Raw genomic sequence first — 20,709 nt, 5'->3', positions numbered from 1 at the left:
AAGAAACAACAATGAAAAGAATTAAGAATATAGCCCTTATGGGCATTGCGTTGTCTGCTGCAACGCTTACTGCATGCCAAACTGATTTTGCTGAAATCAATACCGATCATCGCCATCCTACCGAAAAGGATCTTGAGATGGACAATCTTAACTCGGGCGGTTTGGTAACAGCACTAGAAGAGAATATCTTCCCTGTAGGCAACAGTGGAACAGCCTATGTAAACGAATATCAAGTGGCTTACACCTTATCAAGTAGTTGCTGGATGGGGTATATTGCACCTACACAGAACAAATGGGAAGGCACTTTGCCTCCTACATTTGCACTAAAGCAAAGAAGTAAGCAAACTTATGATGATATGGCGGGTAAGGTGTACCAGAGCTGGCTAGAGCTAAAAGATAAGCTAAAAAACGATCCAGCAGCATTTGCCGTAGGTCAGATTATCAAGATAGCTGCAGTGCATAAGGCTGCCGATACTTTTGGTCCTATTCCTTACTCAAAGGCTGCGATAAAAGGAAGTGCGCAAGCAGAATACGATGCTCAAGAGGATGTGTACAAGCAGATGCTAGAAGAACTTGATGCTGCCGTAACAGCCTTGAGCAATAATAAGCACAATGTTTTCACACGCTACGATGTAATCTATGAAGGCGACTACAACAAGTGGATGAAGTTTGCCAACTCGTTGATGCTTCGTTTGGCTATGCGCTGCTATTATGCTAACGAAGAAATGTCAAAGACATACGTTCAGAAAGCATGTACTAACCCAGGCGGTTTGATCGCTGTAGCTAGCGAAGGAGCGCAACTTTGCAAGGGAGCAGGTATTCAGTATAAAAACCCATTGGTAATTATCAACGATCCTGGCTATAACGATGCACGTATGGGGGCAGAGATAGGTACTTATCTACAAGGATACAACGATCCTCGCCTAAGTGTTTACTTTACAAAGGGCAACTATAAGGGCAAACCTGGTTACTATGGTGTGCGTACCAATATGCCAAAGGTAGACTCTTATATAAAGGTAGGCGAGTTTTCACAACTCAACGTGCAGAACGAAACACCATTATATATTATGCGTGCTTCGGAGGTAGAGTTCTTATTGGCTGAAGCAGCGTTGCGCAAGATGCCGGGTGTGCAGGGAGATGCTAAGAGCCATTACGAAAAGGGTATCAAGCTAAGTTTTGAGGAGAATGGTATTGCAGCATCTGAATTTGGTAAATATATAGCTCAAAAAGATGCAAAACAAGCTAAGTTTGAGGATGTAGCAAATAGCCAATATAGTACAGCTGCTGTAAGCGAAATTACTATTCCTTGGGCTAACAATGCTGACTTAGAAACAAACCTAGAGCGTATTATTACCCAAAAATATCTAGCGCTTTACCCTGACGGACAGGAAGCATGGAGCGAATATCGCCGCACGGGTTATCCTAAGATATTCCCAGCGGTAGCTAATCACACCGACTGTGGTGTAGATGGTAACAAACGTCCTACACGTATCCCCTACTCTAATGAAGAGTATACCGACAACAACGCTAATATTCTGAAGGCTGTTCAGCTACTTGGTGGTGCTGGCGACCTAGGAAGCACACGTGTTTGGTGGGATAAAAAGCCTAATAAGTAACGATATAACTAAGAAATAATAAAGAATAACTACTATATGAAAAGTATAAAATACCTCGTTGGTATGCTAGTGGCAGTATGCACTCTTAGTGCTTGCAGCACCACACCAGAGGCTAACAATATAGACGATGCTTTAGTAAATGCTGATGCACAACTAAAGATAGCGCATGAGAAGTATCTTGAAAACTTACGTGCATATAAAAAGACCGATCATAGCTTAACCTTTGGATGGTTTGGTGGTTGGACTGCCGATGGTCCTGAAAACCGCTTTTTGAGTTCTATTCCAGACTCTGTCGATTTGGTTTCTATCTGGGGCGGCTGGTCTAATCTGTCGGAAGCTAAGATCAAAGATCTACGCGAGACACAGCAAAAGAAGGGTACTAAGTTTATGCCTTGTGTGTTACTAATGGACTTAGGTAATGCCATTACTCCTAATGATCCAGAAGGAGGTTCATGGGGACAGTATGCACGCAAGTTTTGGGGATGGGTTGATGGCGATGATGCCAAGATCAAAGCAGCTATTGAGAAATATGCAAATGCGCTTTGCGACACCGTATTCAAATACGACTATGATGGCTTCGACATTGACTGTGAACCTAGTTATGCACAGCCTTTCCGTACAGAAAAGAATATGTGGCTAGGCGATCGCCCAAAATGGTTCTTAGATGCAATGGCAAAACGCATAGGTCCTAAAGCTGAAGACGAGAAGGGTAGATCAAAATTATTGGTGGTAGACGGTGAAGTAACTTATTACGATAAGTTTGGTCATGGCTATGGTGCTGACATTTTCAACTACTTCATTCGTCAATCATACGGAGCACACAGTTCTTATACACTTGACGGCGAAGCAAGAACCCTAGCTGCTTACTTAAGCAAAAAAGGAGTTTCAACTGCCGATGCTTATAAGAAACTGATTGTAACCGAAGAGTTTGAAAAGTATAGCTCAAAAGGTGGTGTAGACTTCTCTCTTCCTGATGGCACGATAACACGCTCTTATCTAGGTATGGCAAAATGGTGTGCAACGGGTATGCGTAAGGGTGGTGTAGGTGCCTACCACATGGAAAAAGACTATGCTGCAAATTACAAATATGTGCGCGATGGTATTCAGATAATGAACCCTGCTAAAAAATAAGAGGAGACTTAATATAATGAAAAAATATAATTACTTAATGGCTGCTCTCGTAGCATGCAACTTATTTGCTACAAGCTGTGCCAATGTAGATAACGATGGGGTGAATAGCGAAACCAATTTGCCTAACGCTGTATATATTGATGGTGCAGACAAGCAGATTATGAATAAAGTGTCGGTAAAGGAGAATGGTGGAGAAGCAGAGTTTACGCCACGCACCTCTAACCTAGCAACCGAAAATGTAACTGTTGCTATAACAAGCGATGAAGAAGCTTTAAACCGCTTTAACAAAGAAAACGGAGCAAGATACACCCTTCTTCCAAAGGAATATTATGAGTTGTCGGCAGAAGAAGTTACTATCGAGAAAGGCAATGTAAGCGGAAATCCTATCAAGGTTACCATTAAAGCTACAGCTGCTACCGAGCTAGATGCTACAAAGAAGTATGCTTTGCCGCTATCAATTGTAAGCAAGAGCAATTTGCAAGCACTGAAAAGTTCTAGTACAAAGATTTTTGCGCTAGACCGCATTTTAAAGACTTCAGCATTAATTCATAGAGGTTTCAACTTAAAGATGAGCTTCCCTGAAGACAAACCATTGTTTATGGAAGAGTGGACTTTGCAGTATGCTATCTGTGCTGATAATCCAACCGCATCAGGTAACCAAGCAGTTATTTCAACTGCCACTGAAGATCTAGGTTTCTATTCTCGTATGGTAAATTCTGGTAATATCCAGTTTAAGACTGCTGGATCAGATGAAGATAACACCTACCTTTATGCTAAAGGAAGCGTGCCAGCAAAGAAGTGGATAATCATTACTTGGGTGTATAAAGACCAGCACATCACTGCTTATGTAAATGGTGTACAAACTAACTATTTCATTGCTAAAGCTGTGAAATTCCCTTGGATAGCTACAGGTTGGGGAGCTTCTTATAGAGGTCTTATGCGCGATGTACGTTTGTATAACAAGGCTATGACAGCTTTCCAAATAAGCGAAGCACTATATGTAGAAGATCCTGCTAATGAGAATTTGGTATTCTATGCGCCATTGGATAAGATTAATCAACTAAAGAATGTTGCTACAAGCAAAGCTTCAAAAGATAGTGGCGCATCAGACTTTAGCATAAGTGTGAACCCTAATGCTACACTTTCTTACGAAGATTCTACTTTCCCTGCTGAATAAAAAACAAGATATGAAAAGTATTTTAAAATATAGTTTAATAGCAATGGGCTGCATCGCATTTGCAGCCTCTTGCTCAAACGATGTCAGCTACGATAGTGAATATGACATCAAAGGCTATTACAATGGTTCTGACCCTCGCCAAAACTTAGCTTCATTTGGCGAAACTAAGATAGATGTGCCTGTAAGCATTTTGGGCGACATTGCTGTAAGCAAAGATGAGGTGGAAAAGAACTTAGTGATCAATTTGACTCGTCCTACAAAAAATGGTAAGATCGAGTTTGTTATCAATGAAGCTGCACCCGAACTTGCTACCACGTATAAAGACTATGAGGTAGGTAAAATGGAGAACATTCAGTTTGAAAGTTCATCGATAGCTATTCCTGAAGGTCAGAGCAGTTTTGAAGTGAAAGCTACGCTCAAAAACTTAGGTAAGATAAGCAAAAACACTGTTCTTCCTTTGAGCATCAAACTTTCAGGGGATAACATTCAGAATGCTACCGATCAGTCGTCAGTATGCTACATCACGCTAAGCCCTAAAAATGTTTTAAAGGTAGAAGCTGAAAATACTAGCTTTAACGTTTCACTAAGCGATGGTGAGGCAACATACACTAGCGAAAACAGTTTGCGTATAGCAGCTCAAGCTGATGGTAATATTACAGAAGGGTACACAATAGAATTAGTTGCAAACAAGGCTTTGTTTGACAAGCGTCCTAAAAACCTTGAAAAGGCTACTTTGGCACCTGAAGGCATCGTCGCATCTGTAGCTGCTCAACCTTTAACAAAGCGTGTGCTTATGACAGCTAACTTCGTGAAGCCTGAAAGCTTTAAAAATACAGGCACTTACGTGTTGCCGTTACAGCTCGTAGTAACAGATAAGGCAGGAGTGAAACATCCTATAACGGCTGACAAGCAAATTCTCTTTGCTACTTTTACCGTTACCAAGTCAATGTTTACAGCATCGGAAAATAGCTTAACAGAAACGGTTCTTGATGCAAGCAGTTGGAAGATAACAAATAGATATGGAACTTCTGAAGGTGATATAAAAAAATTATTTACCACTTCTACAGATGAAACCGATGGCTATTACGTTCATGAAAGTGATCATCATGAAATTACAGTTGATTGTATGGTAGAGACTGGTGTAAAAAGTATAGAAATAGACGCTAGTCAAGATCAACCAAAGGATGTTACGATCTATTTTAGTGCAGACGGACAAGATTGGAAGCAGGTTACAGCAACCGAAAATATGCTAGACAAAGAAGTATTGTCATTCCAATCGGGTAAAGAACGTAAAACACGTTACATAAAATTTAGCTTCAATCTATTCCAGGAATCTATGACCCTAGATAAGATAACAATACTAAAGTAAATAAGGATTTTTGCACATTAGTATAAATTAGCAGGAGGGAGATATGTCGTTGAGATATGCTCCCTCCTATTTTGTTATAAATAATGTATTTTTTCAAAAATACTTGGGAATGTTTTATACACACAAAATTCTAATATTTTCTCTCTACCGCATAACATACAGACAATGACACGATTAATATATGCACTAACAGTTGATATTATTACATAAAAAAGACATCTCCTTTAAAGAAAGCATAGCGTTAATTATAATTAATTTGTTCATATTTTTAAAATAACATTATATAAGTTATTATTTAATTATTTACTTTTGGAGCATAATAAAGCCCAACCTACCTATACTCTAGTAAATTATTACGACAATATCTCTAAGAAAAAACAAAGAAATGAGGTGTGTATTATCAAAACTGGAACTTGTACGGTGAGCTTATAACAAAAGATATAACAAACTAATTGAGAGAAATTTCTATTTTAAATTTATTTTTATAACCTGCATCTTGTAAAATGGGATGCATTAACCTATTAAAAGTTATGAAACATTACAGTTTTATTGTTGGAGGGCTTAGCGTATTATTATTCGCTAATGTACTTACATCATGTAGTAGCGACATCATGGAGGATGTTACCAATGTGCCTAGTACAGACAAGAATATCAGCCCACAACTTCTTAATTCATTACCACTAGGTAAAGATATGTATCGTGTGGGCGATAAAGTTGATCTTTACGATGGTCCAACTCCTAATTCTTCGCCACAAATAGTAAGCAATGAGGGCATTTTTGATGGTATTAACGGTACGATGGTAAACAAAACACAGATGTACAACGCTAGTGCCATCCATGATGAAGTCCTCTTTTTTAACCCTAATGAAAACCAAATTTTTCCTGGCAATGTTTTAGCAGGTAACACTATTTCAAATGGCATATTTAGTCCTATCAAGAATGCAGAAGTAGAAGATATGGTAGTTACAGCCGATTTGACCCCAATGGGAGGACCTGCTTATACTGCAGTTATCCCTAATATTACATGGAGTAGCTACCAAACTACCCTTCAGCAATGGAGATCATCCCCTAATGCTGAACCCTCTGTAACAACAGAGTACAAAGTACAAGAGATCAAAAATGAAAAGGAATTTGCTACCCACTTAGGTATCAATTTTAATGGTTCACCCGTGCAAGCAGGGCTAAGCCTTGATACACATCACAACAGAAAAAAGACGCATGTTCTCGTGTCGTTTATTCAGAAATTATTTACAGTTTCTACATCTCCTAAAAACTGCATTCTGAAATCTGCTGATATTAACTCTTTTAATGGGGTAATGCCTGTATATGTAAGCAGTGTTCACTATGGAAGAATGGCGTTTGCCCTTATTTCTACAAACTATAGTTACGATGAGGTTACAGCAGCACTTAATCTTGTTTTCCCTAAACTTAATAACTTAAGTGCTGATTTACAAATTAAATACAAGAGCATCTTAGACGAATCTGTAATCACACAGACTAGCATTGGAGGTACTATGCAAGACCATCAAGCAATTATATCTGGTGGTTGGGAGGCCTTTAAGAAAGCTATCGGCAACCCTATACCAATGTCAGCAGCAGCTCCTATTGCTTACAACTTAAAGTATGTTAGCGATAACTCTGTAGCTCGTATCCTTATGAGCAATTCTTACCCTGTTACACAATCGATTTTTGTTCCTACATGTAATAGCATCAACTTTAAGTTTACCCCAAAAGCGATCAGGGGTAAAGTTATAAACAAAAACCCTCTTTTCCTATATGGTGAATGCACCGTAGCCCTTCCTAACGGAGATCGTTTTAACATTCTAAATATTAGTAAAGAGAAGGCTATTCAGGTAGATAACAATTCTTATACAGATATAACAGGCTCTAATATGCCTGAAACAGTTTCCATAAAACGTCCACTAAATATGAGTATGTCAAACTTCTTGGAGCAGTATGTTACTATTACAACAAGTATGCACAATACGATTGTTAACAGAGTCCCTGTAGGCGATGATCTTGGAACAACTACTGTTACTATCAAGCTAAAGGATCTTCTTTTCGATGCTAAGGCAGGCGGAAAAGCATTTAGCACAAGAAATCCAAAACAAACACTTGAATTTATGGGTGAAGTTCTTTTTGGACTTGAATATGATACATTAAAATAAGTCTGCTAATAAACTCCTAATTCAACTAGCAAGTAAATAATCTCTTAGGTTGTTTTGTTATTAACAAATTTATTTGTAACTTTGCAGCGTTCAGAGGAATGGGGAACTTGACAAAGTTCCTCATTTTTCATTATTTAGCAGATATGATAGATAAAACTGTTGTTAAAAAACTCGTTGACGAGTGGTTGGAAGATAAGGATTACTTCCTAGTAGATATTCAGATTAGTTCAGACGACAAGATCGTTGTAGAGATTGACCATGCTGATGGAGTATGGATTGAGGACTGTGTAGAGCTTAGCAAGTATATCGAAGAACATCTTTCGCGTGATGAAGCCGACTATGAATTAGAAGTTGGTTCGGCTGGCTTAGGTCAGCCTTTTAAAGTTCCTCAGCAGTATGAAAACTTTGTGGGCAAGGAAGTAGAAGTACTTGACAAAGACGGAAAGAAGATTAAAGGAATTTTAAAAAGTGTTGATGGTGATAATTTTATTGTCGCTGTTAATGAGAAAGTACAAGTGGAAGGTAAGAAACGTCCTATAAAAATGGATGTGGATCACGAGTACAATATGAATGAAGTGAAATATACAAAATACGTAATAAGTTTCAAATAAAGCTATGGCAGCAAGAAAAATAGAAGAAGATCGTCCAAATATGATCGAGACCTTCAAGGAGTTTAAAGACACTAAGAGCATCGATCGTACTACTTTGATGAGCGTTTTGGAAGAGAGCTTTCGCAATGTGCTTGCAAAGATTTTCGGTAGTGACGAAAACTTCGATGTTATTGTAAACCCTGATAAGGGCGACTTTGAAATCTATCGCAATCGTGTAGTAGTGGCTGACGATGATGTAGAGGATGAGAACAAAGAGATAAGTCTTACCGATGCTCGTAAGCTAGAGCCTGATTTCGAAGTGGGTGAAGATGTGAGTGAGAAGATCGACTTTAATAAGTTTGGTCGTCGCGCTATCTTAAACTTGCGCCAAACATTAGCTTCAAAGGTTTTGGAATTGGAACACGACTCATTATATAATAAGTATAAAGATCGTGTAGGTCAGATCATTACTGGTGAGGTATATCAAACTTGGAAGCGCGAAGTTTTGTTAGTAGATGAAGATAACAACGAAATGATCTTACCAAAGGGCGAGCAAATACCACGTGATAACTACCGCAAGGGAGAAACCATTCGTGCCGTTATCCATCGTGTTGACAATGAAAATAACAATCCAAAGATTATCCTTTCTCGTACAGCTCCAGAATTCTTAGAGCGTTTGCTGGAAGCAGAAGTTCCTGAAATCAATGACGGATTAATCGCTATTAAGAAGATTGCTCGTATGCCAGGAGAGCGTGCAAAGATTGCTGTAGAAAGCTTCGATGAGCGTATTGACCCTGTAGGAGCATGTGTTGGTGTACGTGGTAGCCGTGTCCATGGCATTGTTCGCGAACTATGCAATGAAAATATTGATGTAATAACTTGGACTGCTAACACTAAGCTATTTATCCAACGTGCATTGGCACCAGCAAAGGTAAGCAGCTTAACTATTGACGAAGAAAATAAAAAAGCTGAGGTATATTTGCAACCAGAAGAAGTTAGCTTAGCCATTGGGCGTGGTGGTTTGAACATCAAATTAGCTAGTATGTTGACAGGTTACACTATTGATGTATTCCGTGAGCTAGACGAAAACGATGCGGAGGACGACATCTACTTAGATGAATTCTCTGACGAAATCGATCAGTGGGTGATTGATGCTATCAAAAGCATTGGTATGGAAACAGCGCGTCAGGTATTAAATGCGCCACGTGAAATGTTGATAGAGAAAGCCGATTTAGAGGAAGAAACTGTTGACAATGTGTTGAACATTCTAAAATCTGAATTTGATAACTAGGTGATGGCTGGTGGGTGATGGTTGTTAGCAGAAAGCCTAACGGGTGTGACTATTCTGCAACTCCATGTTCGGAACCCCTCTACCAAATGGCAATGAAACAACAATGCTACCAACAACGAACACCCACACCGAAAAAGAAAATTAATGAGTATCAGATTAAGTAAAGCAATTCGAGAATTGAATATTGGACATCCTACAGCTGTTGAGTTTCTACAAAAGAAGCTTGGCTTGAATGATGAGTCTATTGATGTTAACTACAAATTGAATGACGATCAATACAAGGCACTAGTAAAAGCATTCAAGGGCGATAAGGAAGTTAAGGACAAGGCTGCCGATATTCTACAAAAGAAATCAAAAGACAAGAAAGAGAACGCAAAATCGGCTAATCATAGTGCCGACAGTTTGCTTAGCTCTAAAAGACAGAAATATACACCACTAGGTAAGATTGACCTTGATGCTACTAACAAACCAATAGCAAAGGCAGAAACAAAATCAGTAGAGACAGAAAAGCCTATTGTCAAAGCTCCTGTTAAGGAAATAGGGGCGAAAGAACAAAAGGTTGAAAAAGCTGTAGCACCTAAGCAAGAAACTCCTGTTGTAAAAGAAGCTAAGGTTGAGAAACAACCAGCAAAGCCTGTAGAGCAAAAGTCAGAAGTTTCGACAGAAAAGAAGCAAGATAAACAAGCTGAAATAAAGAACGAAACTCCTAAAGTTTTAGTGAACACAGAAAAGAAAGCAGAGGCTGTTGTTTCTCAAGGAGAGACAAAAGCAGCAACAGAAGTAAAGGACGATGGCATCTTTAAGACTAAAAATGAAGAAAAGATGCTCAACACTCCAAAAGTCAACGTACTTGGTAAGATCGACTTGAGTACTCTCAACCAAAGCACTCGTCCAAAGAAGAAGAGTAAGGAAGAGCGTAAAAAGGAACGAGAGGACAAGGCAGGTCAGACAAATGGTCAGGCCAAAAAGAAACGTGTCCGCATCAATAAAGAGCGTGTTGATATTAATGCTGCTGCTAATCAGCAGGGTGGTCAAGGTAACCGCAATAAGAGCAATAATAACAATAACAATCATGGTGGCGGTAAGAAGAACAACCGTAATAACAACAACAATCGTAGTCAGAAGCCATTAGAGGTAGATGACGAGGCTGTAGCACGCCAAGTAAAGGAAACGCTTGCCCGTTTAACTAGCAAGAATCAAAACAAGAAGGGTGCTAAGTATCGTAAGGAAAAGCGTGATGCAGTACAAGAAAAGCTAAACGCAGAGGCACGTGCAGAAAAGAAGGAAAGCAAGGTTTTGAAGCTTACCGAGTTTGTTACTGTTTCAGAATTGGCTACAATGATGAATATTCCTGTAACAAATGTAATCTCTACATTGATGTCTGTAGGTATTATGGTATCTATCAACCAGCGTTTGGACGCAGAAACTATCAACCTTGTTGCTGACGAATTTAACTTTAAGACAGAATACGTATCGGCTGAAGTACAAGAAGCTGTAAGCGAAGAAGTTGATGATGAAAACGATCTTTTATCACGTGCGCCTATCGTAACGGTGATGGGTCATGTTGATCATGGTAAGACATCACTGCTTGACTATATCCGTGATACTAACGTTATTGCTGGTGAAGCGGGTGGTATTACCCAGCACATTGGTGCATATAGCGTTCAGCTTGGAAACGGAAAGCGAGTAACTTTCTTGGATACTCCGGGTCATGAAGCCTTCACAGCTATGCGTGCTCGTGGTACTCAAGTTACTGACATCGCTATTATCATTATCGCAGCCGATGACTCTGTAATGCCTACCACTCGTGAGGCTATTGCCCATGCACAAGCTGCTGGAGTTCCAATGGTATTTGCTATCAACAAGATTGATAAACCGGGAGCTAATCCTGACAAAATCCGCGAAGACCTTTCACAAATGAACCTCCTTGTAGAAGAATGGGGCGGTAAATATCAATGCCAAGAGATCAGTGCCAAAAAGGGCATCGGTGTAGAAGACTTGCTTGACAAAGTTTTGCTTGAAGCCGAAATGCTTGACTTAAAGGCTAATCCTAACCGTAAGGCTACAGGTACTATCATTGAGTCGTCTTTGGATAAGGGTCGTGGCTACGTAAGTACAGTTCTCGTTTCAAATGGTACTTTGAAGGTGGGCGACAACCTCATTGCAGGTACTTCATACGGTCGTATTAAGGCTATGTTCAATGAGCGCAATCAGCGCATTGAAGCGGCTAAACCTGCCGAACCAGCTATTATTCTTGGTTTAAATGGTGCTCCTGCTGCTGGTGATACCTTCCACGTTATGGAAACAGAACAGGAAGCTCGCGAGATTGCTAACAAGCGCGAACAACTACAACGCGAACAAGGCTTACGCACTCAGACGCGTCTCACCTTGTCGGATATTTCTCACCGCATTGCTCGTGGCGAGTTCCATGAGATGAACATTATCGTGAAAGGTGATACCGATGGTTCTATCGAGGCATTGTCAGATTCGTTCATCAAGCTATCTACTGAAAAGGTAAACGTCAACGTTATTAGCAAGGCTGTAGGTCAGATCTCTGAAAACGATGTTATGTTAGCAAGTGCTTCTGATGCTGTTATTGTTGGTTTCCAAGTACGTCCTTCTACAGAGGCACGCCGTTTGGCAGACCGCGAGGGAGTAGAAATCAATACTTACTCTGTCATCTATGACGCTATTGACGATGTAAGATCTACTATGGTGGGTATGCTTGATAAGGTGAAGAAAGAAATTATTACTGGTCAGGTAGAAGTTAAGCAGGTATTCAAGATCTCTAAGGTGGGCACTGTAGCTGGTGCTTTGGTAACCGAAGGTAAGGTACACAACAAGGATAAGGGTCGAGTGGTACGCGATGGTATCGTCGTCCACACAGCTCCGATCGATGCTTTGAAACGATATAAAGACGACGTCAAAGAAGTTGTTACTGGATTGGAATGTGGTATTTCACTGGTAAATTACAACGATCTGCAGGTGGGCGATGTCATTGAAACCTTCACAGAAATTGAAGTTGAACAAAAATTATGATGAAATAACAATAAAATCCCCTACGTACACGATGTACATAGGGGATTTTTTATTATCTTAGTGCCTACAAATACTATTACCATTATATTATGGTACGGCATTTGTTCTCTTAATAAATAAAAGATAATTTAATAATGTCAGATAACAAAAACAACGAATATGTAAAGAAGGTCGCCGAGCAAAAGTATGAATTTGGCTTTACGACCGATGTGCATACCGAAGTTATTCCAAAGGGACTAAACGAAGATGTAGTACGTTTAATCTCTGCAAAGAAAGGGGAACCCGAGTGGCTCCTTGAATTCCGTTTGGAAGCTTTTAGGTATTGGCAAACTCTCCCTATTCCTACATGGGGGCATTTAACACTTCCTGAACTACATCTTCAGGAGATTTCTTATTATGCCGACCCTCTAGCTAAGAAGCCTAAGAATAAGGAGATTGATCCAGAATTAGAGAAGACATTCGATAAACTTGGCATCCCGTTGGAAGAGCGATTAGCATTGAGTGGCACTGCTGTCGATGCTGTAATGGACTCTGTTTCCGTAAAGACTACTTTCAAAAAGCAATTGGCAGAGAAAGGTATTATCTTCTGTTCATTTGGTGAAGCGGTAAAAGAACATCCCGACTTAGTGCGACAATATCTAGGAAGCGTGGTGCCTTATCGTGATAATTGGACTTCTGCCCTTAACTCTGCTGTGTTTAGCGATGGATCGTTTGTGTATATTCCCAAAGGCGTTCGCTGCCCTATGGAACTAAGTTCGTACTTCCGTATCAACGCTGTTAATACAGGACAGTTTGAGCGCACCCTCATTGTTGCCGATGATGATGCCTATGTTAGCTACCTCGAAGGCTGTACTGCTCCTATGCGAGACGAGAACCAACTGCATGCTGCTGTGGTAGAAATCATCGTGATGAACAATGCAGAAGTAAAATACTCTACTGTTCAGAACTGGTATCCAGGCGATGAAAACGGAAAAGGCGGCGTGCTTAACCTTGTTACAAAGCGTGGCGAATGCCGAGGTATCAACTCAAAGTTGTCATGGACTCAGGTCGAAACGGGTTCTGCGATCACATGGAAATACCCGTCATGTATCCTTCGAGGCGACAACTCGCAAGCAGAGTTCTATTCTGTAGCCGTTACCAACAACTATCAAGAAGCCGATACAGGTACTAAGATGATTCACATGGGTAAAAACACCAAGAGTACTATTATATCGAAAGGTATCTCTGCGGGACATAGCCAAAACTCATACCGAGGCTTAGTACGTGCCACTGCCAATGCCGACAATGCCCGCAATTACTCTAGCTGCGACTCATTGCTTTTAGGCTCACAATGTGGTGCTCACACCTTCCCTTATATGGATATTCATAACGATACTGCTATCGTTGAGCATGAGGCTACAACCTCTAAAATCAATGAAGAGCAGCTTTTCTATTGCAACCAACGTGGTATTCCTACGGAAGATGCTGTAGGTTTGATTGTAAATGGTTATGCAAAAGATGTACTCAACAAACTTCCTATGGAGTTTGCTGTTGAAGCACAGAAACTGCTTGCGGTAACTTTGGAGGGTACTGTAGGATAAGGAAAAGAGAGGTGTCGTACTTAAAAGTCTATCTTCATGAAGAAATATATTTTTGTAGTAGCGCTCACAACACTAACACTAATGGCTAAAGGGCAAAATTGGCAGCCACAACCTTGGCATAAATTCTTGTCAGAGCAGAGACTTACAACTAGCACTACCCCTGCACAAGAAAAGTCGCTAATTGTTAGCTCATACAAGGCTAATGGCGAGCCGCTAACAGCCAGCCAGCCTTACTATGGTGCTTTCTATGCTACGCACCCTTTCTCTTTCTCTACTGCTTCACCTACCGACTACCTTCCTTATAAAAAGAAAAAGAAGAAACGATATGAATATCAGCCGACCCAACGCGATTTATACGAACAACGTCAAGAAGAGATAGAACGAATCAGACGTGGTGAAGACAAGAGCATCTTTGGTGATATATTATCGAGTATAGTCGATATAATTTTAAACAAATAAAAACATTATGTTAGAAGTAAGAAACTTGCATGCAACAATTGCAGGTAAAGAAATATTAAAAGGTATCAACCTTACAATTAAAGATGGCGAAATTCATGCCATTATGGGACCTAATGGTTCTGGTAAATCTACGCTAAGTGCTGTGCTTACAGGCAATCCTCTTTATGAGGTAACTGATGGCATGGCGGTATTTAACGACAAAAACCTCTTGGATATGAAGCCTGAAGACCGCGCTCGTGAGGGGCTTTTCCTATCGTTCCAATATCCAGTGGAGATCCCCGGCGTAAGTATGACCAACTTTATGAAAGCTGCCATCAATGCCAAGCGCACCTATCAAGGCTTAGAACCTTTAAAAGCTGCCGAATTTATGGCACTTATGCGTGAGAAAAGACATTTTGTGGAACTCGATTCTAAACTATCACACCGTAGCGTCAACGAGGGCTTCTCGGGTGGTGAAAAGAAGCGTAACGAGATTTTCCAAATGGCAATGCTAGAACCCAAACTTAGTATTTTGGACGAGACCGACTCTGGACTTGATGTTGATGCGATGCGTATTGTGGCAGAAGGTGTAAACAAAATGCACACAAAGGAGACATCGGCTATCGTTATTACACACTACGAACGTTTGCTAGACATGATTAAGCCCGACTTTATTCATGTGCTTTACAATGGTCGTATCGTAAAGACTGCTGGCCCTGAACTCGCTAAAGAGATAGAAGTACGCGGTTATGATTGGATAAAAGAAGAGGTAGATAAAGACTAATTATGTCATGAAAAGTGAACAACAATATATAGATCTGTATACGCAAACTTCGGAACTTATCAAGAGTAAGTCGGCTGAAGTAATGAATGCGCTCCGAGAAGAAGCATTCAACAACTTCAAAAAGCTAGGCTTTCCTACTAAGAAGGTGGAGCGATACAAGTATTCAGATATTCCAACGCTCTTCAAACCTGATTATGGTTTGAACCTAAGTCGATTGGAAATTCCTGTAGATCCTTACAAAACATTCAAGTGTGATGTACCCAACTTGAGCACATCTCTGTATTTCATTGTCAATGATCAGTTCTATACCAAAGAACCACCAAAGGTCAAACTAGATGAAGGCATTATCATTGATAGTCTTTCTCAAGTAGCTACTAGCCGCCCTGAGCTTGTCGCCAAGTATTATGGTAAACTTGCTAAAACAGAGAAAGATGGCATTACTGCGCTCAATACGATGTTGGCACAAGATGGATTGTTTATCTATGTACCAAAGAATGTAAAGCTAGAACGCACGGTTCAGATCGTAAACATACTCCGCTCGGATGTCGACCTGATGGTCAATCGCCGTGTACTCATCGTCCTTGAAGAAGGTGCAGAGGCTAAGTTCCTCTTCTGCGACGATACTGCCGATGATCGAAAATTCCTCACAACACAGGTTATTGAAGCCTTTGTGGGCAACAATGCTGTCCTCGATCTCAATTGTTTAGAGGAAACACATACTAAGAATGTGCGTGTCTCTAATGTGTTCATCGAACAGCAAAGCCACTCGAAGGCTAGCCACAACATCATCACCTTACACAATGGCATTACTCGAAATATGCTCGACCTTACCTTCAAAGGTGAGCATAGTGAATGTTTTCTAAATGGCTGTGTCATTGCAGATAAGGAACAGCGAGTGGACAATAACACGATGATAGACCATGCAGTACCCAATTGCGACAGCCACGAACTTTATAAATATGTTCTCGATGACAAAGCCGTTGGAGCCTTTGCAGGGCTTGTCCTAGTACGTGAAGGTGCGCAAAAAACCACTTCTGTGGAAACCAATCGCAACCTTGTTGCTACCAAGACAGCCCACATGTACACCCAGCCTATGCTAGAAATATATGCCGATGATGTACAGTGTAACCATGGATCAACCGTTGGTCAGCTCAATGATGCTGCACTCTTCTATATGCAACAACGTGGTATCGACCAAAAAGAAGCACGCACTTTGCTCCAGACTGCCTTTATTTATGAGGTTATCGACAAGATAGAGCTTGAGCCTTTACGCGATCGTTTACACCTTTTGGTAGAGAAACGTTTCCGTGGAGAGCTTAATAAGTGTAACGGATGTAGTCTTTGTAAATAAGAAAGGAGTATAACTTATGTACGACATTAATAAGGTTCGTGCCGACTTCCCTATCCTCTCGCGCACCATTTACGGCAAACCTTTGGTTTATCTTGATAATGGAGCCACTACACAGAAACCGCTTTCTGTGCTAAACGCGATGCGCGATGAATATCTTAATGTGAATGCTAATGTACACCGAGGTGTGCATTGGCTATCACAACAAGCTACCGATTTGCACGAGGCTGCACGTGAAACGGTACGCAAATTCCTCAATGCACGCTCCACTTCCGAAATCGTTTTCACACGTGGAACCACCGAAAGTCTTAACCTAATAGCCTCGTCTTTCACCGATGGCTTCCTAAAAGCTGGCGATGAAGTGATTATTTCCACAATGGAACACCACTCTAACATCGTGCCGTGGCAGTTGCAAGCAGCTAAGAAAGGCATAGCTTTAAAGGTGATACCGCTTACAGAGAATGAGGAACTAGACATAGAAGCTTACGCCAACCTCTTCAGTACCCATACCAAACTCGTTAGCGTAACCCACGTTAGCAATGTTTTAGGTACGATCAATCCCATTAAAGAAATGATTCGCATGGCACACGATCATGGCGTACCAGTGATGATAGACGGCGCACAGAGTGTACCTCACTTCAAAGTAGATGTACAAGAGCTCGACTGCGAATTTCTTGCTTTTAGTGGTCATAAGGTGTATGGACCTACTGGTATTGGCGTACTTTATGGCAAAGAGGAATGGCTCGACAAGCTTCCGCCTTATCAAGGTGGTGGCGAAATGATAGAGCATGTTAGCTTTGAGAAAACTACTTTTGAACGTCCACCGCTCAAATTTGAGGCTGGCACACCCGACTATGTAGCAACCCATGGTTTAGCCATAGCACTCGACTATGTGTCTGCGCTAGGCATGGATAACATCTTTGCCCACGAACAAGCACTAACCCATTACGCATTGCAACAGCTTCGCGAGATTGAGGGCATACACATCTATGGGCATGCTGCCAATCGTGGCGATGCCGTTATCAGCTTCAATGTTGACAATATCCACCCTATGGACATCGGTACACTGCTCGACCAGCTAGGCATAGCTGTGCGCACAGGACATCACTGCGCACAACCGCTCATCGAAACACTCGGTACGCTGGGCACTGTTCGCGCTTCCTTTGGTTTGTATAACACCAAAGAAGAAATAGATATTTTAACAAATGGACTGAAACGAGTTGTAAAAATGTTTTAAAAATAACTTTATACGCCACAATATAAAAAAGAGTGTTTATAAATCTATTCAATGTGTAAAAAATGCATTATTTTACTCTATTTAAATAGTAAATAGCTACCTTTGCACCATAAAATTAATTATTTAAAGAGAATAGATATAATAAGTTAACTTCTTTAGAAAGGATAAAAAACAAAAAGAGATGAGCAAAATTAAATCATTTTTACTGTTAATAGCAGTAGCTTTATGTAGCTTTCAGTTAGTATCGTGTAGCAAAAGCAGCGACGAATTGCCACCAACACCAACAATAAAAGCAGAACAACTGAATGGAACATGGCAGCATACAGCAGAGGAGTGGATAGTAAATATCAAGTTTGACAATCAAAATGCTACAATCCACTGGCAAAGAAAACAAGAAAACACTGCTCCTACCCCAGATGAGAACTATTCTGTTAGTTTAAATAGCAACCACTTGACACTGAAAGAGAAAGACACTAATGCGTCTATGACTTATGAAGTTTCATTTACAAATGAAAACAAATCGATTACACTGAAGAGAATAGGCCGTAAAGGTAACCCAGATAATTTAAAGGAACTCGAGGCTCTTCACCGCTTACACGAACTTTCAGGGAAAACCTTTACTAGAAACTAATTTTTTTTACTTCATCAATATTAATTTTGGAAAGCTCAATAATTAATATTGATGATTTTTTTTATTCAATGCTTTCCTCACATTATAATATAGGACTCACCGAAGCAGGCTGCGACGAAGCAGGACGTGGCTGCCTAGCAGGTAGTGTATATGCAGCTGCTGTCATTTTGCCTGAAAACTATCACAACGACCGCCTGAACGACTCTAAACAGCTATCGGCAAAGGCACGCTATGCGCTACGCAAGGAAATAGAACGCGATGCAATGGCATGGGCTGTGGGTATTGTTACCCCTGCGGAAATAGACAAAATCAATATCCTCAATGCGAGTATTCTGGCTATGCACCGTGCGCTCGACCAACTCACACTACGTCCAGAAGCCATTATCGTAGATGGCAATCGCTTTAAAGCTTATCACGATATTCCTCACACTACAATTATCAAAGGCGATGGAAAATACCTTTCTATCGCTGCTGCCTCTATCCTAGCCAAAACTTATCGTGATGACTACATGCTAAAGCTTGCCAAAGAATACCCCATATACGATTGGCAACACAATATGGGATACCCCACCAAAGCGCATCGCGCAGCAATTGCACAGTATGGTATTACGCCCTATCACCGCAAAAGCTACAATTTATTAGGCGATGGACAGCTCTCGTTAAATTTTAAGTAGGCTTTAGCTAGTGCTACTTTGCTAGCTAAAAACATTCATAAACATACTGTGTCGGCTAAAAACCTATATGTCGGTTCATACTGCAACACATCAGCTATTTAACTCACAAACATAACCTTTCTAATGATAAAAGGTGATGTTTTACCCATAAGAATAAATTATTTTTGCCCCATTTTTAATTTATTTCCTATTCAAAAATAAATTAAAAATAAACTCAAAAAGTAAGCTTTTTCCACATCAAAAGTCATCACTTACTATATAAGCAATGACCTTTTTCAAGGTCAAAGAATACTTTTCCTAAACCTACCCTACTTTTTTAATATATGATAGGCAACATTTTTCTTGAAAAAATAAACTTTATTTGGAAAAGAATAACTATTTTTGCGTGCTAACTAAAGACATAGTATAAATTATTACAAACTAACTTTGATGAATAATACTGAAAAGGGAAAGAATGTAAAAAACGGCATTCTACAAAAGAGTTTTAGGTGGATACCTTCGGGCATTGTATGCCTCCTTATTGTAGGCGGGCTCTTTAGCTATATTGGCTCAATAATGGGGGCTGCCAATATGCTGAACACTATTATGAAAACGGCTCACGACTTGCTGCTCAACACCGTATTCTATCTTATGGCTATCTGTGTGGTAACGGGTGCTATTGGTAAGATTTTTATGGAATTTGGTGTAGTCGATCTGCTGGAAAAGCTGCTTCGCCCACTAATGCGCCCACTTTATCACATGCCCGGAGTTGCCTCACTAGGAGCTGTTCTTACTTTCTTATCGGATAATCCTGCAATTATCACCCTATCAAAAGATAAGCGTTTTAGTAGATATTTCAGCAAAGCACAGTTTATTTCGCTCACCAACTTTGGAACAGCTTTTGGCATGGGGCTTATTGTTATCATTTATATGATAGGTAATGGCTATTTTGTAGAGTCGCTTATAGGGCTTGCAGGAGCATTTGTGGGTTGTGCGGTGTCTACTCGATTGATGCAACGTTTTGTCATCAAAGCTTATCCTGCTTATGCCACCGAACACCCTTATGAGGAGGAAAACGAAGAAACCGTAGAGAAGGTGGAGGAAGAAAAGGCACAACCAAGCAGATCTATGTTTGTAAAAATACTCGATGCGCTGTTGGACGGAGGTAAATCGGGTGTTGATGTTGGTATTGCTATTATTCCCGGTGTACTCATCATTTCCACTTTGGTTATGATCCTTACCTTTGGTCCTACAAATGGAACATATACTGGATCGGCATACGAAGGAGTAGAATTGTTACCCGCATTGGCATATAAGGTAGATTGGTTCTTCCGCTATGTTTTTGGCTTTAGCGACCCTCATCAGGTAGCCTTCCCTATCACCGCTCTAGGTGCGGTGGGTGCAGCCTTGAGCCTTATCCCTAAGTTTCAAGCCAACGGTTGGCTAGATGGTAATGCTATAGCAGTGTTTACGGCTATAGGTATGTGCTGGAGTGGTTTCCTTAGTACACACACAGCTATGCTCGACTCGCTAGGCTATCGTGAACTAACGCCTAAAGCCATCCTCTCACACACCTTTGGAGGTGTTGCAGCAGCCCTCACTGCCCACTGGATATATTTACTGTATATGCTGTTATAAAGAGCTATCTTCATACGCA

16 protein-coding genes are annotated in these 20,709 nt (G+C 40.5%); all 16 read left to right on the top strand.

Annotation, left to right across the window (positions count from 1 at the left end; genetic code table 11):
• Positions 1-11 precede the first annotated feature (11 nt).
• On the top strand, positions 12-1,616 hold the full coding sequence (locus PREBIDRAFT_RS06415; protein ID WP_004336822.1) for a SusD/RagB family nutrient-binding outer membrane lipoprotein: 1,605 nt from the start codon (positions 12-14) through the stop codon (positions 1,614-1,616).
• Positions 1,617-1,652: 36 nt separating this feature from the next.
• A complete protein-coding gene (locus PREBIDRAFT_RS06410) occupies positions 1,653-2,747 on the top strand; it encodes a glycoside hydrolase family 18 (RefSeq protein ID WP_004336823.1) in 1,095 nt (364 codons plus the stop codon).
• Positions 2,748-2,763: 16 nt separating this feature from the next.
• The gene (locus tag PREBIDRAFT_RS06405; RefSeq protein ID WP_230584225.1) at positions 2,764-3,924 is read left to right on the top strand and encodes a DUF1735 and LamG domain-containing protein; all 1,161 of its coding nucleotides are present in this window, start codon (positions 2,764-2,766) and stop codon (positions 3,922-3,924) included.
• A 10-nt stretch (positions 3,925-3,934) separates the two neighbouring features.
• Complete coding sequence (locus PREBIDRAFT_RS06400; RefSeq protein WP_004336825.1) at positions 3,935-5,293, top strand: discoidin domain-containing protein; 1,359 nt, start codon at positions 3,935-3,937, stop codon at positions 5,291-5,293.
• A gap of 530 nt (positions 5,294-5,823) precedes the next feature.
• Positions 5,824-7,461: a thiol-activated cytolysin family protein gene (locus PREBIDRAFT_RS06395; protein ID WP_230586270.1), complete on the top strand. Its 1,638-nt coding sequence runs from the start codon at positions 5,824-5,826 to the stop codon at positions 7,459-7,461.
• 143 nt (positions 7,462-7,604) lie between these two features.
• Positions 7,605-8,072 carry a ribosome assembly cofactor RimP gene (gene rimP / locus PREBIDRAFT_RS06390; protein WP_004336827.1) on the top strand — a complete coding sequence of 156 codons (468 nt, stop codon included), beginning with the start codon at positions 7,605-7,607 and terminating at the stop codon, positions 8,070-8,072.
• A gap of 4 nt (positions 8,073-8,076) precedes the next feature.
• Positions 8,077-9,342, top strand: coding sequence for a transcription termination factor NusA (gene nusA / locus PREBIDRAFT_RS06385; protein ID WP_004336828.1), 1,266 nt, complete (start codon positions 8,077-8,079; stop codon positions 9,340-9,342).
• A gap of 144 nt (positions 9,343-9,486) precedes the next feature.
• Entirely contained in the window at positions 9,487-12,381 is a 2,895-nt protein-coding gene (gene infB / locus PREBIDRAFT_RS06380) for a translation initiation factor IF-2 (protein ID WP_004336829.1), read from the top strand.
• A gap of 134 nt (positions 12,382-12,515) precedes the next feature.
• Positions 12,516-13,961 (top strand): Fe-S cluster assembly protein SufB, encoded by a 1,446-nt coding sequence (gene sufB, locus PREBIDRAFT_RS06375; RefSeq protein ID WP_004336830.1) that lies wholly within the window; start codon positions 12,516-12,518, stop codon positions 13,959-13,961.
• A gap of 36 nt (positions 13,962-13,997) precedes the next feature.
• Complete coding sequence (locus tag PREBIDRAFT_RS06370; protein WP_004336831.1) at positions 13,998-14,420, top strand: hypothetical protein; 423 nt, start codon at positions 13,998-14,000, stop codon at positions 14,418-14,420.
• Between the two features lie 7 nt (positions 14,421-14,427).
• Positions 14,428-15,183 (top strand): Fe-S cluster assembly ATPase SufC, encoded by a 756-nt coding sequence (gene sufC, locus PREBIDRAFT_RS06365; RefSeq protein ID WP_004336832.1) that lies wholly within the window; start codon positions 14,428-14,430, stop codon positions 15,181-15,183.
• 7 nt (positions 15,184-15,190) lie between these two features.
• Positions 15,191-16,534, top strand: coding sequence for a Fe-S cluster assembly protein SufD (gene sufD, locus PREBIDRAFT_RS06360; protein WP_004336833.1), 1,344 nt, complete (start codon positions 15,191-15,193; stop codon positions 16,532-16,534).
• Between the two features lie 16 nt (positions 16,535-16,550).
• Entirely contained in the window at positions 16,551-17,768 is a 1,218-nt protein-coding gene (locus tag PREBIDRAFT_RS06355) for an aminotransferase class V-fold PLP-dependent enzyme (RefSeq protein ID WP_004336834.1), read from the top strand.
• 181 nt (positions 17,769-17,949) lie between these two features.
• Positions 17,950-18,399 (top strand): hypothetical protein, encoded by a 450-nt coding sequence (locus tag PREBIDRAFT_RS06350; RefSeq protein WP_004339502.1) that lies wholly within the window; start codon positions 17,950-17,952, stop codon positions 18,397-18,399.
• Positions 18,400-18,467: 68 nt separating this feature from the next.
• Positions 18,468-19,073 (top strand): ribonuclease HII, encoded by a 606-nt coding sequence (locus PREBIDRAFT_RS06345; protein ID WP_004336836.1) that lies wholly within the window; start codon positions 18,468-18,470, stop codon positions 19,071-19,073.
• A 429-nt stretch (positions 19,074-19,502) separates the two neighbouring features.
• The gene (locus PREBIDRAFT_RS06340) at positions 19,503-20,690 is read left to right on the top strand and encodes a CD0519/CD1768 family membrane protein (protein WP_004336837.1); all 1,188 of its coding nucleotides are present in this window, start codon (positions 19,503-19,505) and stop codon (positions 20,688-20,690) included.
• The last annotated feature ends 19 nt before the right edge of the window (positions 20,691-20,709 follow it).

Source organism: Prevotella bivia DSM 20514 (genome assembly GCF_000262545.1).
GTDB lineage: Bacteria > Bacteroidota > Bacteroidia > Bacteroidales > Bacteroidaceae > Prevotella > Prevotella bivia.
This window is presented reverse-complemented; position numbering and strand designations above follow the sequence as displayed.

What these genes read in the sequence shown, in the direction of transcription:
- PREBIDRAFT_RS06415 (WP_004336822.1), top strand. Translation starts at nt 12, where the DNA reads ATGAAAAGAATTAAGAATATAGCCCTTATGGGCATTGCGTTGTCTGCT.
- PREBIDRAFT_RS06410 (WP_004336823.1), top strand. Translation starts at nt 1,653, where the DNA reads ATGAAAAGTATAAAATACCTCGTTGGTATGCTAGTGGCAGTATGCACT.
- PREBIDRAFT_RS06405 (WP_230584225.1), top strand. Translation starts at nt 2,764, where the DNA reads ATGAAAAAATATAATTACTTAATGGCTGCTCTCGTAGCATGCAACTTA.
- PREBIDRAFT_RS06400 (WP_004336825.1), top strand. Translation starts at nt 3,935, where the DNA reads ATGAAAAGTATTTTAAAATATAGTTTAATAGCAATGGGCTGCATCGCA.
- PREBIDRAFT_RS06395 (WP_230586270.1), top strand. Translation starts at nt 5,824, where the DNA reads ATGAAACATTACAGTTTTATTGTTGGAGGGCTTAGCGTATTATTATTC.
- rimP (WP_004336827.1), top strand. Translation starts at nt 7,605, where the DNA reads ATGATAGATAAAACTGTTGTTAAAAAACTCGTTGACGAGTGGTTGGAA.
- nusA (WP_004336828.1), top strand. Translation starts at nt 8,077, where the DNA reads ATGGCAGCAAGAAAAATAGAAGAAGATCGTCCAAATATGATCGAGACC.
- infB (WP_004336829.1), top strand. Translation starts at nt 9,487, where the DNA reads ATGAGTATCAGATTAAGTAAAGCAATTCGAGAATTGAATATTGGACAT.
- sufB (WP_004336830.1), top strand. Translation starts at nt 12,516, where the DNA reads ATGTCAGATAACAAAAACAACGAATATGTAAAGAAGGTCGCCGAGCAA.
- PREBIDRAFT_RS06370 (WP_004336831.1), top strand. Translation starts at nt 13,998, where the DNA reads ATGAAGAAATATATTTTTGTAGTAGCGCTCACAACACTAACACTAATG.
- sufC (WP_004336832.1), top strand. Translation starts at nt 14,428, where the DNA reads ATGTTAGAAGTAAGAAACTTGCATGCAACAATTGCAGGTAAAGAAATA.
- sufD (WP_004336833.1), top strand. Translation starts at nt 15,191, where the DNA reads ATGAAAAGTGAACAACAATATATAGATCTGTATACGCAAACTTCGGAA.
- PREBIDRAFT_RS06355 (WP_004336834.1), top strand. Translation starts at nt 16,551, where the DNA reads ATGTACGACATTAATAAGGTTCGTGCCGACTTCCCTATCCTCTCGCGC.
- PREBIDRAFT_RS06350 (WP_004339502.1), top strand. Translation starts at nt 17,950, where the DNA reads ATGAGCAAAATTAAATCATTTTTACTGTTAATAGCAGTAGCTTTATGT.
- PREBIDRAFT_RS06345 (WP_004336836.1), top strand. Translation starts at nt 18,468, where the DNA reads ATGCTTTCCTCACATTATAATATAGGACTCACCGAAGCAGGCTGCGAC.
- PREBIDRAFT_RS06340 (WP_004336837.1), top strand. Translation starts at nt 19,503, where the DNA reads ATGAATAATACTGAAAAGGGAAAGAATGTAAAAAACGGCATTCTACAA.